Origin of the sequence: uncultured Kordia sp. (assembly GCF_947489565.1) — a bacterium.
GTDB lineage: Bacteria > Bacteroidota > Bacteroidia > Flavobacteriales > Flavobacteriaceae > Kordia.
The window spans coordinates 393,217-407,173 of record NZ_CANLEA010000002.1 but is presented as its reverse complement, the minus strand read 5'-3'; the positions used below and the strand labels follow the sequence as shown (position 1 = coordinate 407,173).

The window sequence follows — 13,957 nt, the reverse complement described above, 5'->3', positions numbered from 1 at the left end:
AATAATAATAAATCATTTTCATAATGAAACCAGCTCACATTAAAGAACAAAGAGAAAAACATCTCAGACAAGTTGAAAAAAGACTGCGTGAAATTTGGGAACTGCAACGCGAGTTAGGATACAAAAAGTTAAAAACACCTATTCGCCACGGATGGTTCAAAGAAGTCGTACTGACTTCCAAAATAGAACGCTATCGAAATTATGAACATATCATCGCAGCTTTCAAAAGGGCGAAAGCCCAAATTTGGGGAGCCGATAAAGGGAAAGCAGATGCTAAATGGTACAAAGGTGTAGAGCGACACGAAATTTATGGAAGCTTTAAACTTATCAGTCGTAAAGCCTACAACAAGTTGCCCGTTGGAGTACAAAAACTCTTTCGAGTATATGTATACATAAACAGACTTGGAAAAAGAAGATACAAGTATTATTTGCAAATACCCAAAGAGTGTTACCGCGTAAAATTTACAAGAGCATACGTAACGCACTCTAAAATTATAGATCCTTTGCTCGAAAGTGAAGAAGCGCTTTTAAAAGCAATTCGAGAAAAAGCAGGCTACTATAATTTGTATGCAAAAGAATGGAATAGTTGGAAAAGAGGAATGAAAAAACACGAATACATTCCTAGGAAAAGAGGAGAAAGAAGACGAACGAATGCATTATTGAATCAACTCAACGGATTTTCGGTAGCTGTTCAAAAAGACGAACTATTATGGCAAAATTAAAATTAAGAGGGAAAGACCTCATAGAGATAGGGTATCCACAAAAAGGAAAAGTAATTAGTATTGCTATTGAGGTAATGCTACGAAATTTTAAGCATGAACGAAAAGACAAAGCATTACAGCGTTTAAAGACAATCCTTAAAAATCCTGAAAAATATCTAGGAGATGGAATGGTTGGCAGAATTGCGGAAGAACTGACAACTCCTGTACAAGTGGAAGCAAAAAAATTAGAAACGAAACGTGCGCCTTTTACCATATTTGGCGAAAACGGAATAGAAGAAGAAGCAAAACATCAATTGTACACCGCGTTAAAATTGCCTATTGCAAAAGCAGGCGCATTAATGCCCGATGGACATGCAGGATACGGTTTGCCAATTGGTGGTGTATTGGCGGCAAAAGATGCCGTAATTCCGTATGGAGTTGGTGTCGATATTGGTTGTAGAATGTGTTTATCGTTATACGATATTCCAGCGTCTTACATTGATGGACATCGCGACAAGTATGTGAATATGTTACAAGAACATACCAAATTTGGAGGTTACGAAACTCACAAGCGTATCAACGATCATGAAATCTTTGATCGCTCGGAATTCAGAGACATTCCAACGGTAAAGAAACTGTTCAAAAAGGCATATAAGCAATTAGGTTCTTCTGGTGGAGGAAATCACTTTGTAGAATTTGGAATCGTAGATATTTCTGATGTAAACAACGAATTCAATATTCCTATCGGGAAGTATTTGGGAATTCTGTCGCACAGCGGATCGCGTGGTTTGGGCGCTAATATTGCAAAACATTACACAAAATTAGCAATACAACAAACGCCGTTACCTGGAGAAGCGAAAAACCTAGCGTGGCTGGATTTAAATACACATGACGGGCAAGAATATTGGTTGGCAATGAATTTAGCAGGCGATTACGCTTCGGCGTGTCATCATGATATTCACAAGCGTTTAGGGAAAGCTTTAGGCGCAAGACCATTGGCAATGGTAGAAAATCATCACAATTTCGCTTGGAAAGAAATCGTCAATGGAGAAGAACTCATTGTACACCGAAAAGGAGCTACACCAGCACAAAAAGGTGTTTTGGGAATCATTCCAGGATCGATGACAGCACCAGGATTCATTGTTAGAGGAACTGGAAACAAGCATTCGTTGCAATCAGCTTCTCATGGAGCTGGACGTCAATTATCAAGACGAAAAGCCAAACAAACCATCACACAAAGTGAGATAAAGAAGCAATTAAAAGACCATGGAGTCACTTTAATTGGTGGTGGAATTGACGAAGCACCAATGGCATACAAAAACATTCACCAAGTCATGAGCAATCAAACAGAATTGGTAGAAGTTGTTGGAAGTTTTACACCAAAAATTGTGCGCATGGATCGCTAATTCCTTTTTGTCATTCCTGCGCAGGCAGGAATCTTGAGTTGCGTCTTCACAAAATACTAGGGAAACTAAGGTTCTCAAGGTTTCTCTAGTATTCTAAATGGAGATGGTAAAAAAATGAAACTAAATAAAACATAAACGTCACTTCGAGTGATTTTTCGAAATAAAATGAAGAAAAATTGTATCGAGAAGAACTTAGAAATTCAAAATATAATACTCCAAAGTAGTTCTCGATACACCAAATCACAGATTTGTCACTCGAACTAACGAAAACAAAAAAAGAGACAAAAAATGTCAACATATACAAATGATATATTATTCATTCAAGCATTAGAAAGCTATTCGTATGACATAGAACAATGTGTAGAAAAATTACAATACATATTAGGTGGAAACGATCATGCAGGCGCTAATTATTTGATGGGAAAAATTTATCACGAACAAGCACATGATTATGTGAAAGCCCGTGAATACTACCATCGTGCCTTATGTATAGATCATGAATATGTAGAAACCTATTATTTCTATCCATACTTATTAATTGATGTTTGTGATTACAGTGAAGCCGAACATGTATTAGAAGTTGGTTTTTCATTACTACAAACAGACAAAGCGCGATTGTACCATGCAAAAGCAATGATACATGAGAAATTGGAGCAATTCAAAGAAGCAAAGACGAATTTGAAAGCTGCTAAAAAGTGTGCGATGAATAATAATTTTAGATACTTCATTGACGGTCAATTAAAACGTGTAAATGAAAAAATGAACGTTGGAAAGAAGTCAAAGAAGAAAAAATCAAAACGTAAAAACAAAACAACAACTAACGTGAAATTTAATTCTATGTTAGATTAATCAAGTATGAGTTTAATATGATTTCAAATGTCATTCCTGCGAAGGCAGGAATCCATAAAATTTCAAAGTGGATTCCGCATCAAGTGCAGAATGACAGCTAGTGTCAGATCAAACTCAGATTAAATAAAAAATATAGAAATTATGGACAATCAATTTTGGGTGCAAATTTCCTCAGGTTCAGGACCTGAAGAATGTCGCCTCGCCGTAAAACACTTAACAGAAAAACTAATGCGATTGCCAAATTTTACTTTCACTGTCATTGAATTGGTAGCGACTAAATACCAAAACTATAAATCAGTTTGGTTACGTGCTACTGGCGATGCAGCTGATTTTAAAAAGCATTGGCAAGGAACGGTACAATTTATTTTTAGGAGTCCGTATCGCGCACATCATCAGCGTAAAAACTGGTTTGTGAATGTGAAAGTATACGTAATGCCTACACAAATTTTGTGGTCTCCAAAAGAAGTGCAAATCAAAACAGCACGAAGTTCTGGAGCTGGTGGACAGCATGTAAACAAAGTAGAAACGGCGGTAAGCATGACACATATTCCTACGGGAATTACAGTACAAGCAAGCGAAGAACGCTCGCAATTTTTAAACAAAAAACTAGCATTTGTACGGTTGAATATGGCGATTAATGCGCAAAATCAACAACGTCAAAACGCAATGGAAAAGCAAAAGTGGATGCAGCACAAACAGCTGCAATTGGGAAATCCAGTGCAAGTTTTTAAAAAATAGAACAACTTATGGGAGCACCACATAACAAAAAAAGATACGGTGAAGTATGGCCGCAAGACCGTATTTCACTGTCTTTACTTGAATTGCAATTTCTGAGAGAATTTGTGATTTTATCAGGCGGTTGGGCTTGGCATTTTTTATCGCCAGAAGGACATACAGAATACAAACATGCACACGATCATAAAGATATTGATGTCTTTGTAGATCCGAGAAATGTTGCAGAAGTTATGTATGTATTACACCAACGAGATTTTAAAAAAGTATGGACGCGTTATGATCATTTGCAAAGTGAAGAAAATTTTAGACGCTACGAAAAAACAGTGGAAACTGAGACAGGAAAATCCATCAGAATTACGATAGATTTCTTTGTCAAATCAGAAGTTCCATCACGATTCGTAAAAGAATGGAATGTAGTAGAACCCACATTTTTACTGAGTTTATATAGTAATATTCATTCTAGTGATAAATGTTGGGCAGTACAAGCCGCCATCCGCTTATTAGCTAAAAATATTGATCCACTTGATCATTCAGCATTGGTTACCATACCAAAAGAATAGAAAACATGAAAACGTATATTATAAATTTAGACTTGCCAGCAAGTGAACGTTGGTCATTTCTATCAGTATATAAAAAAGAAATTAACGAATTAATACAATGTTACTTGAATGATTTTACCGGAGCAGAGTTTATTTTTGAAGGTGTTGAATTGTACAAAGAACAATTTGTTAATGAAACCTATGTGCAAGAAATACAAAGCATTGCAGCTATTTCAGATTTTTCAGTGAATGAAATTTTAGTAGCAAATTTGTATTACGATGTATTGAAACTATATTTTGGTTGCACAGCTTTTGCAACTTGGAATGGCAGCGAAATGTTGCATGCACGTAACCTAGATTGGCATACAGATGAGAATATATTAAGTACACATTCGATGATTTTTGACTATCAAAAAGATGGAAAAACGGTTTTTAAAACCATTGGTTGGCCAGGATTTGTAGGCTCACTTTCGGGAATAAAACCGCAAAAATTTGCCATTACGTTAAATGCAGTTCTAAGTGAAGATCAAGCAGCATTAGCATTGCCAATTTCATTTGTATTGCGTGATGTGTTGGAAAGCTGTGAATCATTTGAAGAAGCGAAAATTAAACTGGAAAACACACCTATTATTTGTGATTGCTTATTGTTGCTTTCGGGAACACATTCGAATGAAAAAGTAGTAATTGAACGCACTCCGAAAAGAACAGCAACGCGTATTTCAAATGAAGATTTTATTGTAGTAACCAACGATTATAAACAACTGCAAAATGGAAGAGCAGCAGGCAATATTTTGCAAGCCACTTCTTGTGGACGATTTGATATAACAACAAAATTATTACGAGAAAAAGACATAAAACGAAAACAGGATTGTTTGGAAGTTTTAAAGGATAAAAATGTAATCATGGGCATTACAGTACAACAAATGGTGTTTAACGTAAATACAGGTCAAATAGCCTTGATTTGTACATAATAGAATATCTGGAAAATGGCATAAATCATTTTCCAGATATTAATGTTTGTTATTGTTGTTGCATTGTTAAGCAAAGATCTTCTCCAACGTAAATTCTAGTTGGACAAAATGCAGAGATCAAAGAAGTTGTTGGAGGCAATCCTCCATTTACTTGTCTAGCATTTAATTCAGAAATTGAACGCTTTTTTAATTGCATTTTTCTCATACTTTTTTTCATACTGTTGTAATTTAATAAGTTAATGGTTCTTAAATATACTAAAAGGAAGAGTAAATTATGAGGAATTGAAACAGTTCTACGCTGGATTTATAGACTATTTTGCAATTTGTCAGTTTTCAATTATCTAATGTCAGTTTTGTCAGTATAGGCAATATTTCACATATAAAATTTTAGAAGACTTAGAATTATTTTAAGTGGCAAAAAGAGATTTTTTAAGCAATTATGAAAGTTAAAAAGGTGTAATGCTGGATGTATAAATTGTAAGGAGCTTTATGTAAAAGAAGCGACAAGTTTGTTAAACTTTTGAACATACTGCGCTATTTTTTCAGTATCTTTTTTTGAATGTAAAAATGGTTTTCTACTTCCCGTGATCATTATATCAGCAACAATAGTTCCATTTCCGTCTTCTATACAAGCTGATGAAAAAGGAGAAAACTTATCACAAGAAGTGTTTTTTAATTGTGTAGAAAGTCGTGCAAATTCTGCCGTTGAAAATTGATTGGAAATTGCCAATTCTTCCAACGTAACTAAACTAGAAAGTGGCTGCAAACTTTTGTCTGCTACGTTCATTGCAGATAAACTCAACGATTTTAGGTTTGTTAATGAAGCCAAAGGTGCCAATGAAGAAACTTTCCAATTTGAGCCCATTCCACCAGAAATTTGTAAATCTTCTACCGAGGTTGCTTTTGCTAAATCTTCTAAGGTATTTACTTTAGTGAGATCTCCTAAATAGAGCTGTTTTAGGTTTTTATTTTTGCTAAAATCCCAAAATTGCAGCGTTTTTGTATTCCAAACATTTACAATGGTTTCTACCTTCGTAAGAGTTTCTAAAAGTGATAAATCCTTTACTCTGCAACCATACAGGTTTAAATATTCGGGTGAAATATGCGGAATTATTTTTTCAAATGCTTTTTGATTCACACAAATCAACCACACTTTTTTAAAATTGAATTCTTGAATAAAAGACAAACCTCTTGTTTTGTCACTTATCGCAATTGAAGTTGTGCTTCTATCTACAAGATCTAAATCTGTAGTAAAATTAGGTCTGTCTTTGGAAATAGCTTCAAGAATCATACATGTACGTTAAATTTATTCTTGCCATTCTGCAATAAAAAGATTGGTATCTCTTCCGCCACCATTATTTCTGTTAGATGAAAAAGCTAACTTTTTTCCGTCGTTTGAAAATACTGGAAAAGCATCAAAAGTTTCACTATGTGTAATGCGTTCCAAACCTGTTCCATCAATATTAATCATATATAAATTGAATGGAAATCCACGTTCGCTTTCATGATTTGATGAGAAGATGATTTTTTCTCCTGAAGGATGGAAAAATGGACTCCAATTGGCATTTCCTAAATCGGTTAATTGTTGTAAATCGCTTCCATCAGCATTGCAAATGTATAATTCCATTTCGGTTGGTTGTACCAAGCCTTCTGCCAATAATTCTTTGTATTCTTTGATTTCTTCTTTGGTTCTTGGACGCGACGATCTAAAAATAATTTTTGTCCCATCAGGTGAAAAGAAAGCGCCACCATCATAACCCAATTCGTCTGTGATTTGTTGTACATCAGTTCCGTCAATATTCATCGTATACAATTCTAAATCACCACTACGTGTTGAGGTAAACACAATTTTATCACCTTTTGGCGAAACAGTTGGTTCAGCATCGTATCCTTTTTCATGTGTCAATTGCTTCACGATATTTCCTTCCAAATCGGCCACAAAAATGTCAAACGAATCATATACAGGCCAAATATACTTTCCGTTTTTACGTAACGGTACATCTGGACATTTTTCATCTACCAAATGTGTAGACGAATAAATAATGTGTTTGTTATCGGGTAAAAAATACGAACAGGTTGTTCTTCCTTTTCCCGTACTTACCATTGGCGGCATGTTGTCTTTAAACGTTTCGTCAATATTCATCAAAAACATTTGATCACAAGACACATTCCATTTTGTATTATTCGACTGGAAGATTAATTGTTTGTCATCAAAACTCCAGTATGCTTCAGCATTATCGCCACCAAAAGTAACTTGACGAATGTTTTTAAAGTATTTTTCTTCTGGATAGATTAGTGGATTGTCAGAAGCAGTTTTTACGGTTTCTTTCGACTCAGAATTGGTCGTTTTCGTTTTTTCTTTTGAAGTTTCTTTGCAAGAAAAAAGAACAAAGCATAGCATTAAAACAAAAATTCGTGTCATAGCGTACTAATATTTTGATAATTTAGCACAAAAATAACTTCTTATGTGCAAGAAACTAGTATTTGTAATTCTTTTTTTAGCATTTGTATGTGCTTGTAAAACAGAACGTCCCATCGAAAACCGCATCAAACAAGACATCGAAGTCTTGGCAGATGATAAATTAAAAGGAAGAGCCACAGGCACAGAAGGTGAAATGTTAGCCGCATCGCACATTGCAAATCGTTTCAAAGAGTTAGGAATTCTGCCAAAAGGCACCAACGAATATATTCAGGCATTTACATTTACACCCAAAACAGATCCGCATGCAGAAGTTGAATATGGAAAAGGAAATGGAAAACAATCGGTTACAGGAAGAAATGTAATTGGTTATATTGATAATAAAGCAGACAATACAATTGTCATTGGTGCACATTACGATCATTTAGGAATGGGACAAGAAGGTTCGTTACACAGAGGAGAACCTATGGTACATAATGGAGCAGATGATAATGCAAGTGGCGTATCGGTGATGTTGTATTTGGCAGATAAATTGCTAGATACAAATACAGAAAACAATTATCTATTTATTGCTTTTTCGGGAGAAGAAATGGGCTTGTTAGGCTCTAACTATTTTGTGAAAAATCCAACAATCGATCTAACGAAAGTAAATTATATGATCAATATGGACATGGTTGGTCGATTGAAGAAAAATAAAACCTTAGCAATTTATGGAACCGGAACTTCACCAAGTTGGCAAGAAGCTGTAGAGAAAGCCAATAGTGAACATACGTTCGATTTTAAATTGAATCCGTCTGGAGTTGGACCTTCAGATCATACATCTTTCTACTTGCAAGATATTCCAGTATTGCACTTATTTACAGGACAACATGTAGATTACCATAAACCGTCAGACGATTTGGAAAAGTTAAATTATGACGGAATGCTTCAGATAGCAAATTTCATTCACCGTGTCATTTCACAAGTCAATTCGAAAGAAAAATTAGCATTTACCAAAACCGTCAATGAATCTGATGATACACCACGATTCAAAGTAACGTTGGGCGTTATTCCAGATTATCTATTTGACGGAAAAGGCATGCGTATTGATGGTATTAGCGAAAATCGTCCCGCACAAAAAGCAGGTTTGCAAAAAGGTGATGTTGTGGTACAATTAGGCGAGCACGAAGTAACGGATATGAAAACCTATATGCGAGCGTTGTCTAAATTTGAAAATGGCAACAAAACGACTGTAAAAGTAGATCGTAACGGCGAAATCATAGAAGCTGAGATTACATTTTTTGGGAAGAAGAAAAAATAGTTTTTACCTAAAAATGAATACGTGACAATTTATAAATTCCAATCATAGCTATTTATAAATCACAACCTACACTCCTTTTTTTAAGGCTGAATATGCACGTATTTAGCGTCATAATTTAATCGCAAAATCAAACAATTATGAAAAAAAAGAAATTAGGAAACTTGTCATTAAACAAAACAATAATCAGCAATTTTAAGGGAAACTCCATACTAGGAGGAATTGATGTAACCAAAGAACCACCTTGTACGGTATTTTCAGATAACGGACCTTGTCCTACAGAAATTGGTTGTGGAACTATTACGGGACCAACGTTAACTCCTACCTGTGCCGAAGGATGCACATTGCCTACAATTCAATTATCATACTGTAATGGCGGAATTCCAGATCCTTGTGAATCTGTACAAATATGTGCTTAATACGATATACATATTCAAAAAAAGAGAGTACTTAAAAAAGTACTCTCTTTTGATATTATTTGACTTTTTATACTACTTATTTAGGAGTTGTATTTCCAGTTCCTATGGGATCTGTGATATCATGTGTGTCTATCGATGTATTTGTACAAACGCCCACAATGCATGACATTTGTAAATTTGATGGTTCGCAAGTAATAGAAATACATTCATCTAAGTTTGCTGTTGTCCCATTTGGAGCATCGAGTCCTTTTCCTTGAATTTTTTGTAAATTTTCTAAGCGTGCAATCTTTATCTTATTCAATGCAAAACGTTTCATATGTGTAGGGTTTTTAATTAATATGAGTCTCAAAGATTGTGTTTTTTTAATCACTATCAATGATGTAATGGAGAGAATTTATGAATTATCACCATTGTTTTTATCTTGTAATTGCAGCGCCTTTATATACGATGTAGGATCCATTCCTGTAGCATTTTTAAATACTTTTGAGAAGGTTTCTCTTCGGGCATATCCAAATTCATTGGCGATTGCTTTTATAGAATATAATCTAATTTTTTTATCATTCTTCAACGTAATTAAGGCAGTATTGATGCGTAGTTCGTTCAAATATGCTGTAAACTTTTTTCCTTTATACGTATTCACTACATGTGACAAATAGGACGTATTTGTTTTTAGTTTTTTAGCAACAGAAGCAAGTGTACAATCTACATGTAAGAATAGTTGTTTGGCTTCAAACTTTTCTAAATCCTTCAATATTTGTGCAACACCTTCGTCGTTAATAGATAAGTCTGTTTTTTGTAAAGTTTCTTTAGGTTTCTTTTTTTGCGATTCTAATTGTTGTATTTGGACTAAAAGCTCTTCGAATCGTTTCTTATTCTTCTTTTTACTTCGGTTAAATAATAGAAATAATAATATTGCTAAGCCTACAAAAACAAGCGATATAATGTATAAGTAATTTACCGTCTTTTTTTGCTGATTTTTTTCATCAGTTACTTTTTGAAGCGCATCTCTTAATGATGAAATATCATGATCTTTAATCGTATTTTGAGCATGTATATTTAAGCTATCTTTTTGTTGGGTAAACTTTTCAAAGAGTTCAAAATTCTCTGTGGCGGTTTTGATATCTTTCTTTTCTAAATACATTTTTGCCAACTGATAATACACTTCTTCCAATTCGGGAGAAGTAAAATCTTCTGTCGTTGCTAAATGTGTGAATTTTTCATACTGAATAATTGCTGAATCAATATTTTTTAAGGCTTGATAACTTTTCGCTTTATATAAATAAGAAGTGATAAATTTCTTTGCCTGTCCAGTTTTTGTAACTAAAGAATCTAAAGAAACTGCATTGGCAATACATTGTTGATATTGCTTTTTTTGATAGTAAATAATGATTTTATTGAATAATAAATCAGTGTATAAAGCCGGATGTGTTTCCAAGGAGGTTTTTGCCAATCCATTACTGGTGTATATTAAAGCAGAATCTGGTTGTTGAATTCTCAAATATGTATCTCCTAAACCCAGATTATTTTTTATTTCTAAAGCAGTATAACTTGCAGAATTTAACTCTTTTATTACTTTTAAATTTTGTTTAAAATCAACAATCGCGCTAGCATATTCTTCAATTTGTTTTTTTGTCAAAGCAATATTGGTAGACATCACTAAAACATATGTAGTGCTCTTCATTGATTCGGCAATAACCTTTGCTTTTAAGTAAAAATGAATGGCAGAATTGTACGTTCCTTCTTTAAAAAATATATTCCCTTTTTGAACCAAATTTTGCAACAATAATTTTTTATCATCGGCAGGTTTATTGGCCATTGATTCATCCGTAAATTCCAAAGCAGACTTGGTGTCACCTAATCGTAGATATACATTTCCTTTGCGGTATAAGGCTTTAGCAATGCGCTGTTTGTTACTGCCTTTTTTGGCAACAATACACAAAGCATCTACATATTTTTTAGCTTCTTTCGGATTTGTATACGTTGCAAGATATCGTTGTTCTAATTCTTCAAAAGATTTTGTAGCTAAGGAATCTGTTTGCCCAAAAACACCTTGAAAACTCAGAAATAGCAACACATATATGAAAGACGGTAGTTTCATAATTAAGGGATTAATGTTTTAGGGGAATTCAACTGAACATGAAAAATACTAAATTTTGTGCCCAATAAGAAGAAACTATAATTATTATTAGTTGTTTATTGAAATGATTAAGAGTAAACGTATTTATGATAGCAATGTAAATAGAAACCTTCGTAATAAATACTTTCTTCATTCCTGAATCTCAATAGTTCGTTTGGCTTCGTTGCCCAATGCATCTACAACGGTAATTGTATGCATACCACTTTCTGGCTTGATTTCCATTTCATGAATGGTCTCAGTGGTGCCTAAAAAAGTTTCATCCAAATACCAGAAAACTTTCGTATCAGGAATGGAATGTGCCAATCGTAAAATGACACCATTTATATTGCCGTCAAAATCTTTTGGAAGAAAGACTTTTGTAGCTTCTTCAGGATAAATAAAATCCATACTTTTTTGAAATTCAGCCGTACAATCTTTTCGAAATGGCGGCAAGGTTTTATACAACGGATTTTTATTCTGATAGTAATATTCCATCAGCGGTGGCAACACAAACCAACTTTTATGCACCATTTGACTTAAAGGTTGACAAGACGAATTGACTTGATAACGTTCGTCCAAATCTAAATGCACTAATGTATGATACGGACAAGGTTTTGTTTTTAGTCCGCTTGTAGGAATGAATTGTTGTTCTTTTTCTATGCATAATTCGGAAGCTCTATAACCACTTTTGGCACAAATTTCAACTTCAACCAATTCATCATACGGAACGTCAAACCATTCACTTTTGGGTAAAATATCAAACACATCAAACAAAATTGGTGCTGCTGCAACCGTTCCAATCAATCCGGGACGACCTTCGCCATCGGCATTTCCAACCCAAACACCAACAACATAATCTTTTGTAGTTCCAATGGCCCACGCATCACGAAAACCAAAACTCGTTCCTGTTTTCCATGCAATTTGCTTGCTAGAATCGAAAAACTCCCAGTTTTCTTCACCTTCTGGACGATTTACTTCTTTCAAAGATTCATAGGTTAAATACATTGATCCAGCATCAAAGGTGGTTTTTTCCGCGGCAAGCGAACCAAAATCAACGGTTTTATCTGCTAAAAAAGTAGGTTCGCAAAATTCATTCGTAAAATATTGACCGGAGTTTTCACCAAAATGCGTCAAGGTTGATGAAAACGCAGCATAGGTTTTGCATAAATCCCACAAATTACTTTCTGCTCCACCAAGTATTAATGATAATCCATAATGATCGGCATTATACGATATATCTTTCAATTGCAATTTTTTGAGATAATAGTAAAACTTATCCAAGCCAAATTGTTGCAACATACGTACTGCCGGAACATTTAATGAACGTGATAACGCACGTTTTGCCGTTACCGCGCCATCATAGGTTTCTTTAAAGTTTTTCGGATTGTAATTCCCAATTTGCGTGGGAACATCGACCACTAATGTATTTGGAAGCAAATCGCCCGCATCTAATATTGCCGTGTACAAAAATGGTTTCATAATACTTCCTGTACTTCGCGGTTTGTGAATGATGTTGACATCTTTTTGATGTGCTTTATCGGTTGGTGTATTCCCAACATATGCGCGTACTTTTCGTGTTTTTACATCCAAAACAAGCACGGCAGCATTGTACACCTGATTCTGTTGTAGTTCTTTATAATGTTTGGCAACAATCGCATTGGTTTCTTTCTGTAAATAGGTTTCTACAGCCGTTTGCACACGTTTTCCTTTGTGTGTTTCTGCTACTTTATCAAGCAAATGTTTAGCAGTTTGCGGCAAGGCATATGGTTTTTGTGGCAAAGGTTCTTTGATCGCCAAATCATACGTTAGTTGATCAATAATCTGCTGATCAAATAGTTTTTTGAGCAAGCGATCGCGTTTGTTTTTTAACCGTATTTGATTCTTTCCAGGATAAATTAAACTTGGCGCATTGGGTAATACGGCAAGCGTAGCATTTTCTGCCCACGAGAGTTCTTGCGGTCTTCTTCCAAAATAACGCCAAGCAGCAGCATCTAGTCCGACAACATTTCCACCAAAAGGTGCATGTGACGCGTACAGTTTTAAAATTTCATCTTTAGAATAGCGAAATTCCAATCGTGTCGCAAGAATAATTTCTTTGGCTTTTTCAAAATACGTCCGTTTTTTTCCTTTTCGCGATAAGCGAATTACTTGCTGAGTTAAGGTGCTTCCGCCGCGTTGTACTTCGCCTGAAGTCATATTTTGCCAAAGTGCTTTTGACATAGAAACTGGATTAAACCCAGGGTGATTGTAGAAATACGCATCTTCAAACTGTATAATACAGGTTTTAAATTTTTCTGGAACCGAATCTAATTGCGGGAAACGCCACTGTCCATCATCGGCAATTTTTGCACCCAATAAAGTGCCTTCACGACTTTCAATAACGGTAGAAGTTGGCACGTCAAATAAAGTATCTGGCAAACAGAAATAATAAACAATCAGCAGTATCGCAATGATCGCTGTTTTGATTTTATTATTCTTTATTTTCTTGACGATGTGTTTTAGCAT

Annotated in this window: 14 protein-coding genes; 8 read left to right on the top strand and 6 right to left on the bottom strand. The window is 34.8% G+C overall.

Going from position 1 to position 13,957, the window contains the following annotated elements; genetic code table 11:
- The first annotated feature begins 23 nt into the window (after nucleotides 1-23).
- The 6 genes from Q0845_RS04450 to Q0845_RS04425 all read left to right on the top strand — a co-directional run bounded on the left by Q0845_RS04450 (nucleotide 24) and on the right by Q0845_RS04425 (nucleotide 5,201).
- Nucleotides 24-722, top strand: a complete 699-nt coding sequence (locus Q0845_RS04450) for a hypothetical protein (RefSeq protein WP_298509739.1) — start codon at nucleotides 24-26, stop codon at nucleotides 720-722.
- Nucleotides 710-2,107 carry an RtcB family protein gene (locus Q0845_RS04445; protein ID WP_298509734.1) on the top strand — a complete coding sequence of 466 codons (1,398 nt, stop codon included), beginning with the start codon at nucleotides 710-712 and terminating at the stop codon, nucleotides 2,105-2,107. The genes Q0845_RS04450 and Q0845_RS04445 overlap by 13 nt, the downstream gene beginning before the upstream one ends.
- A gap of 288 nt (nucleotides 2,108-2,395) precedes the next feature.
- The gene (locus tag Q0845_RS04440) at nucleotides 2,396-2,956 is read left to right on the top strand and encodes a hypothetical protein (protein ID WP_298509731.1); all 561 of its coding nucleotides are present in this window, start codon (nucleotides 2,396-2,398) and stop codon (nucleotides 2,954-2,956) included.
- A 141-nt stretch (nucleotides 2,957-3,097) separates the two neighbouring features.
- On the top strand, nucleotides 3,098-3,694 hold the full coding sequence (prfH, locus tag Q0845_RS04435; RefSeq protein WP_298509728.1) for a peptide chain release factor H: 597 nt from the start codon (nucleotides 3,098-3,100) through the stop codon (nucleotides 3,692-3,694).
- An 8-nt stretch (nucleotides 3,695-3,702) separates the two neighbouring features.
- Nucleotides 3,703-4,251: a hypothetical protein gene (locus Q0845_RS04430; protein ID WP_298509725.1), complete on the top strand. Its 549-nt coding sequence runs from the start codon at nucleotides 3,703-3,705 to the stop codon at nucleotides 4,249-4,251.
- Nucleotides 4,252-4,256: 5 nt separating this feature from the next.
- Nucleotides 4,257-5,201, top strand: coding sequence for a C45 family autoproteolytic acyltransferase/hydolase (locus Q0845_RS04425; protein ID WP_298509721.1), 945 nt, complete (start codon nucleotides 4,257-4,259; stop codon nucleotides 5,199-5,201).
- A gap of 49 nt (nucleotides 5,202-5,250) precedes the next feature.
- Here Q0845_RS04425 and Q0845_RS04420 read toward each other — a convergent pair whose 3' ends face one another.
- From Q0845_RS04420 to Q0845_RS04410, 3 genes are all read right to left on the bottom strand, one after another.
- Nucleotides 5,251-5,418 carry a hypothetical protein gene (locus Q0845_RS04420; protein WP_298509718.1) on the bottom strand — a complete coding sequence of 56 codons (168 nt, stop codon included), beginning with the start codon at nucleotides 5,416-5,418 and terminating at the stop codon, nucleotides 5,251-5,253.
- Nucleotides 5,419-5,688: 270 nt separating this feature from the next.
- On the bottom strand, nucleotides 5,689-6,492 hold the full coding sequence (locus Q0845_RS04415; RefSeq protein WP_298509715.1) for a hypothetical protein: 804 nt from the start codon (nucleotides 6,490-6,492) through the stop codon (nucleotides 5,689-5,691).
- A gap of 15 nt (nucleotides 6,493-6,507) precedes the next feature.
- Nucleotides 6,508-7,623 carry a hypothetical protein gene (locus Q0845_RS04410; RefSeq protein WP_298509713.1) on the bottom strand — a complete coding sequence of 372 codons (1,116 nt, stop codon included), beginning with the start codon at nucleotides 7,621-7,623 and terminating at the stop codon, nucleotides 6,508-6,510.
- 43 nt (nucleotides 7,624-7,666) lie between these two features.
- On the opposite strand from Q0845_RS04410, the gene Q0845_RS04405 reads away from it, so the two are divergent.
- Together Q0845_RS04405 and Q0845_RS04400 are read left to right on the top strand one after the other, a co-directional pair.
- Nucleotides 7,667-8,920, top strand: coding sequence for a M20/M25/M40 family metallo-hydrolase (locus Q0845_RS04405; protein WP_298509710.1), 1,254 nt, complete (start codon nucleotides 7,667-7,669; stop codon nucleotides 8,918-8,920).
- A gap of 137 nt (nucleotides 8,921-9,057) precedes the next feature.
- Nucleotides 9,058-9,336 (top strand): hypothetical protein, encoded by a 279-nt coding sequence (locus tag Q0845_RS04400; protein ID WP_298509708.1) that lies wholly within the window; start codon nucleotides 9,058-9,060, stop codon nucleotides 9,334-9,336.
- 76 nt (nucleotides 9,337-9,412) lie between these two features.
- On the opposite strand, the gene Q0845_RS04395 is transcribed toward Q0845_RS04400, so the two are convergent.
- From Q0845_RS04395 to pbpC, 3 genes are all read right to left on the bottom strand, one after another.
- Nucleotides 9,413-9,652 (bottom strand): hypothetical protein, encoded by a 240-nt coding sequence (locus Q0845_RS04395; protein WP_298509706.1) that lies wholly within the window; start codon nucleotides 9,650-9,652, stop codon nucleotides 9,413-9,415.
- Nucleotides 9,653-9,730: 78 nt separating this feature from the next.
- Nucleotides 9,731-11,434 carry a helix-turn-helix domain-containing protein gene (locus Q0845_RS04390; protein WP_298509703.1) on the bottom strand — a complete coding sequence of 568 codons (1,704 nt, stop codon included), beginning with the start codon at nucleotides 11,432-11,434 and terminating at the stop codon, nucleotides 9,731-9,733.
- A 168-nt stretch (nucleotides 11,435-11,602) separates the two neighbouring features.
- Nucleotides 11,603-13,957, bottom strand: coding sequence for a penicillin-binding protein 1C (gene pbpC / locus Q0845_RS04385; protein WP_298509700.1), 2,355 nt, complete (start codon nucleotides 13,955-13,957; stop codon nucleotides 11,603-11,605).

Excerpts from the sequence above, each read along its gene's own strand:
- Q0845_RS04415 (WP_298509715.1), bottom strand. The coding sequence starts at position 6,492 with ATGATTCTTGAAGCTATTTCCAAAGACAGACCTAATTTTACTACAGAT.
- Q0845_RS04420 (WP_298509718.1), bottom strand. The coding sequence starts at position 5,418 with ATGAAAAAAAGTATGAGAAAAATGCAATTAAAAAAGCGTTCAATTTCT.
- Q0845_RS04395 (WP_298509706.1), bottom strand. The coding sequence starts at position 9,652 with ATGAAACGTTTTGCATTGAATAAGATAAAGATTGCACGCTTAGAAAAT.
- Q0845_RS04400 (WP_298509708.1), top strand. The coding sequence starts at position 9,058 with ATGAAAAAAAAGAAATTAGGAAACTTGTCATTAAACAAAACAATAATC.
- Q0845_RS04450 (WP_298509739.1), top strand. The coding sequence starts at position 24 with ATGAAACCAGCTCACATTAAAGAACAAAGAGAAAAACATCTCAGACAA.
- Q0845_RS04445 (WP_298509734.1), top strand. The coding sequence starts at position 710 with ATGGCAAAATTAAAATTAAGAGGGAAAGACCTCATAGAGATAGGGTAT.
- Q0845_RS04430 (WP_298509725.1), top strand. The coding sequence starts at position 3,703 with ATGGGAGCACCACATAACAAAAAAAGATACGGTGAAGTATGGCCGCAA.
- Q0845_RS04405 (WP_298509710.1), top strand. The coding sequence starts at position 7,667 with ATGTGCAAGAAACTAGTATTTGTAATTCTTTTTTTAGCATTTGTATGT.
- Q0845_RS04440 (WP_298509731.1), top strand. The coding sequence starts at position 2,396 with ATGTCAACATATACAAATGATATATTATTCATTCAAGCATTAGAAAGC.
- Q0845_RS04425 (WP_298509721.1), top strand. The coding sequence starts at position 4,257 with ATGAAAACGTATATTATAAATTTAGACTTGCCAGCAAGTGAACGTTGG.
- Q0845_RS04390 (WP_298509703.1), bottom strand. The coding sequence starts at position 11,434 with ATGAAACTACCGTCTTTCATATATGTGTTGCTATTTCTGAGTTTTCAA.
- Q0845_RS04410 (WP_298509713.1), bottom strand. The coding sequence starts at position 7,623 with ATGACACGAATTTTTGTTTTAATGCTATGCTTTGTTCTTTTTTCTTGC.
- prfH (WP_298509728.1), top strand. The coding sequence starts at position 3,098 with ATGGACAATCAATTTTGGGTGCAAATTTCCTCAGGTTCAGGACCTGAA.
- pbpC (WP_298509700.1), bottom strand. The coding sequence starts at position 13,957 with ATGCTAAAACACATCGTCAAGAAAATAAAGAATAATAAAATCAAAACA.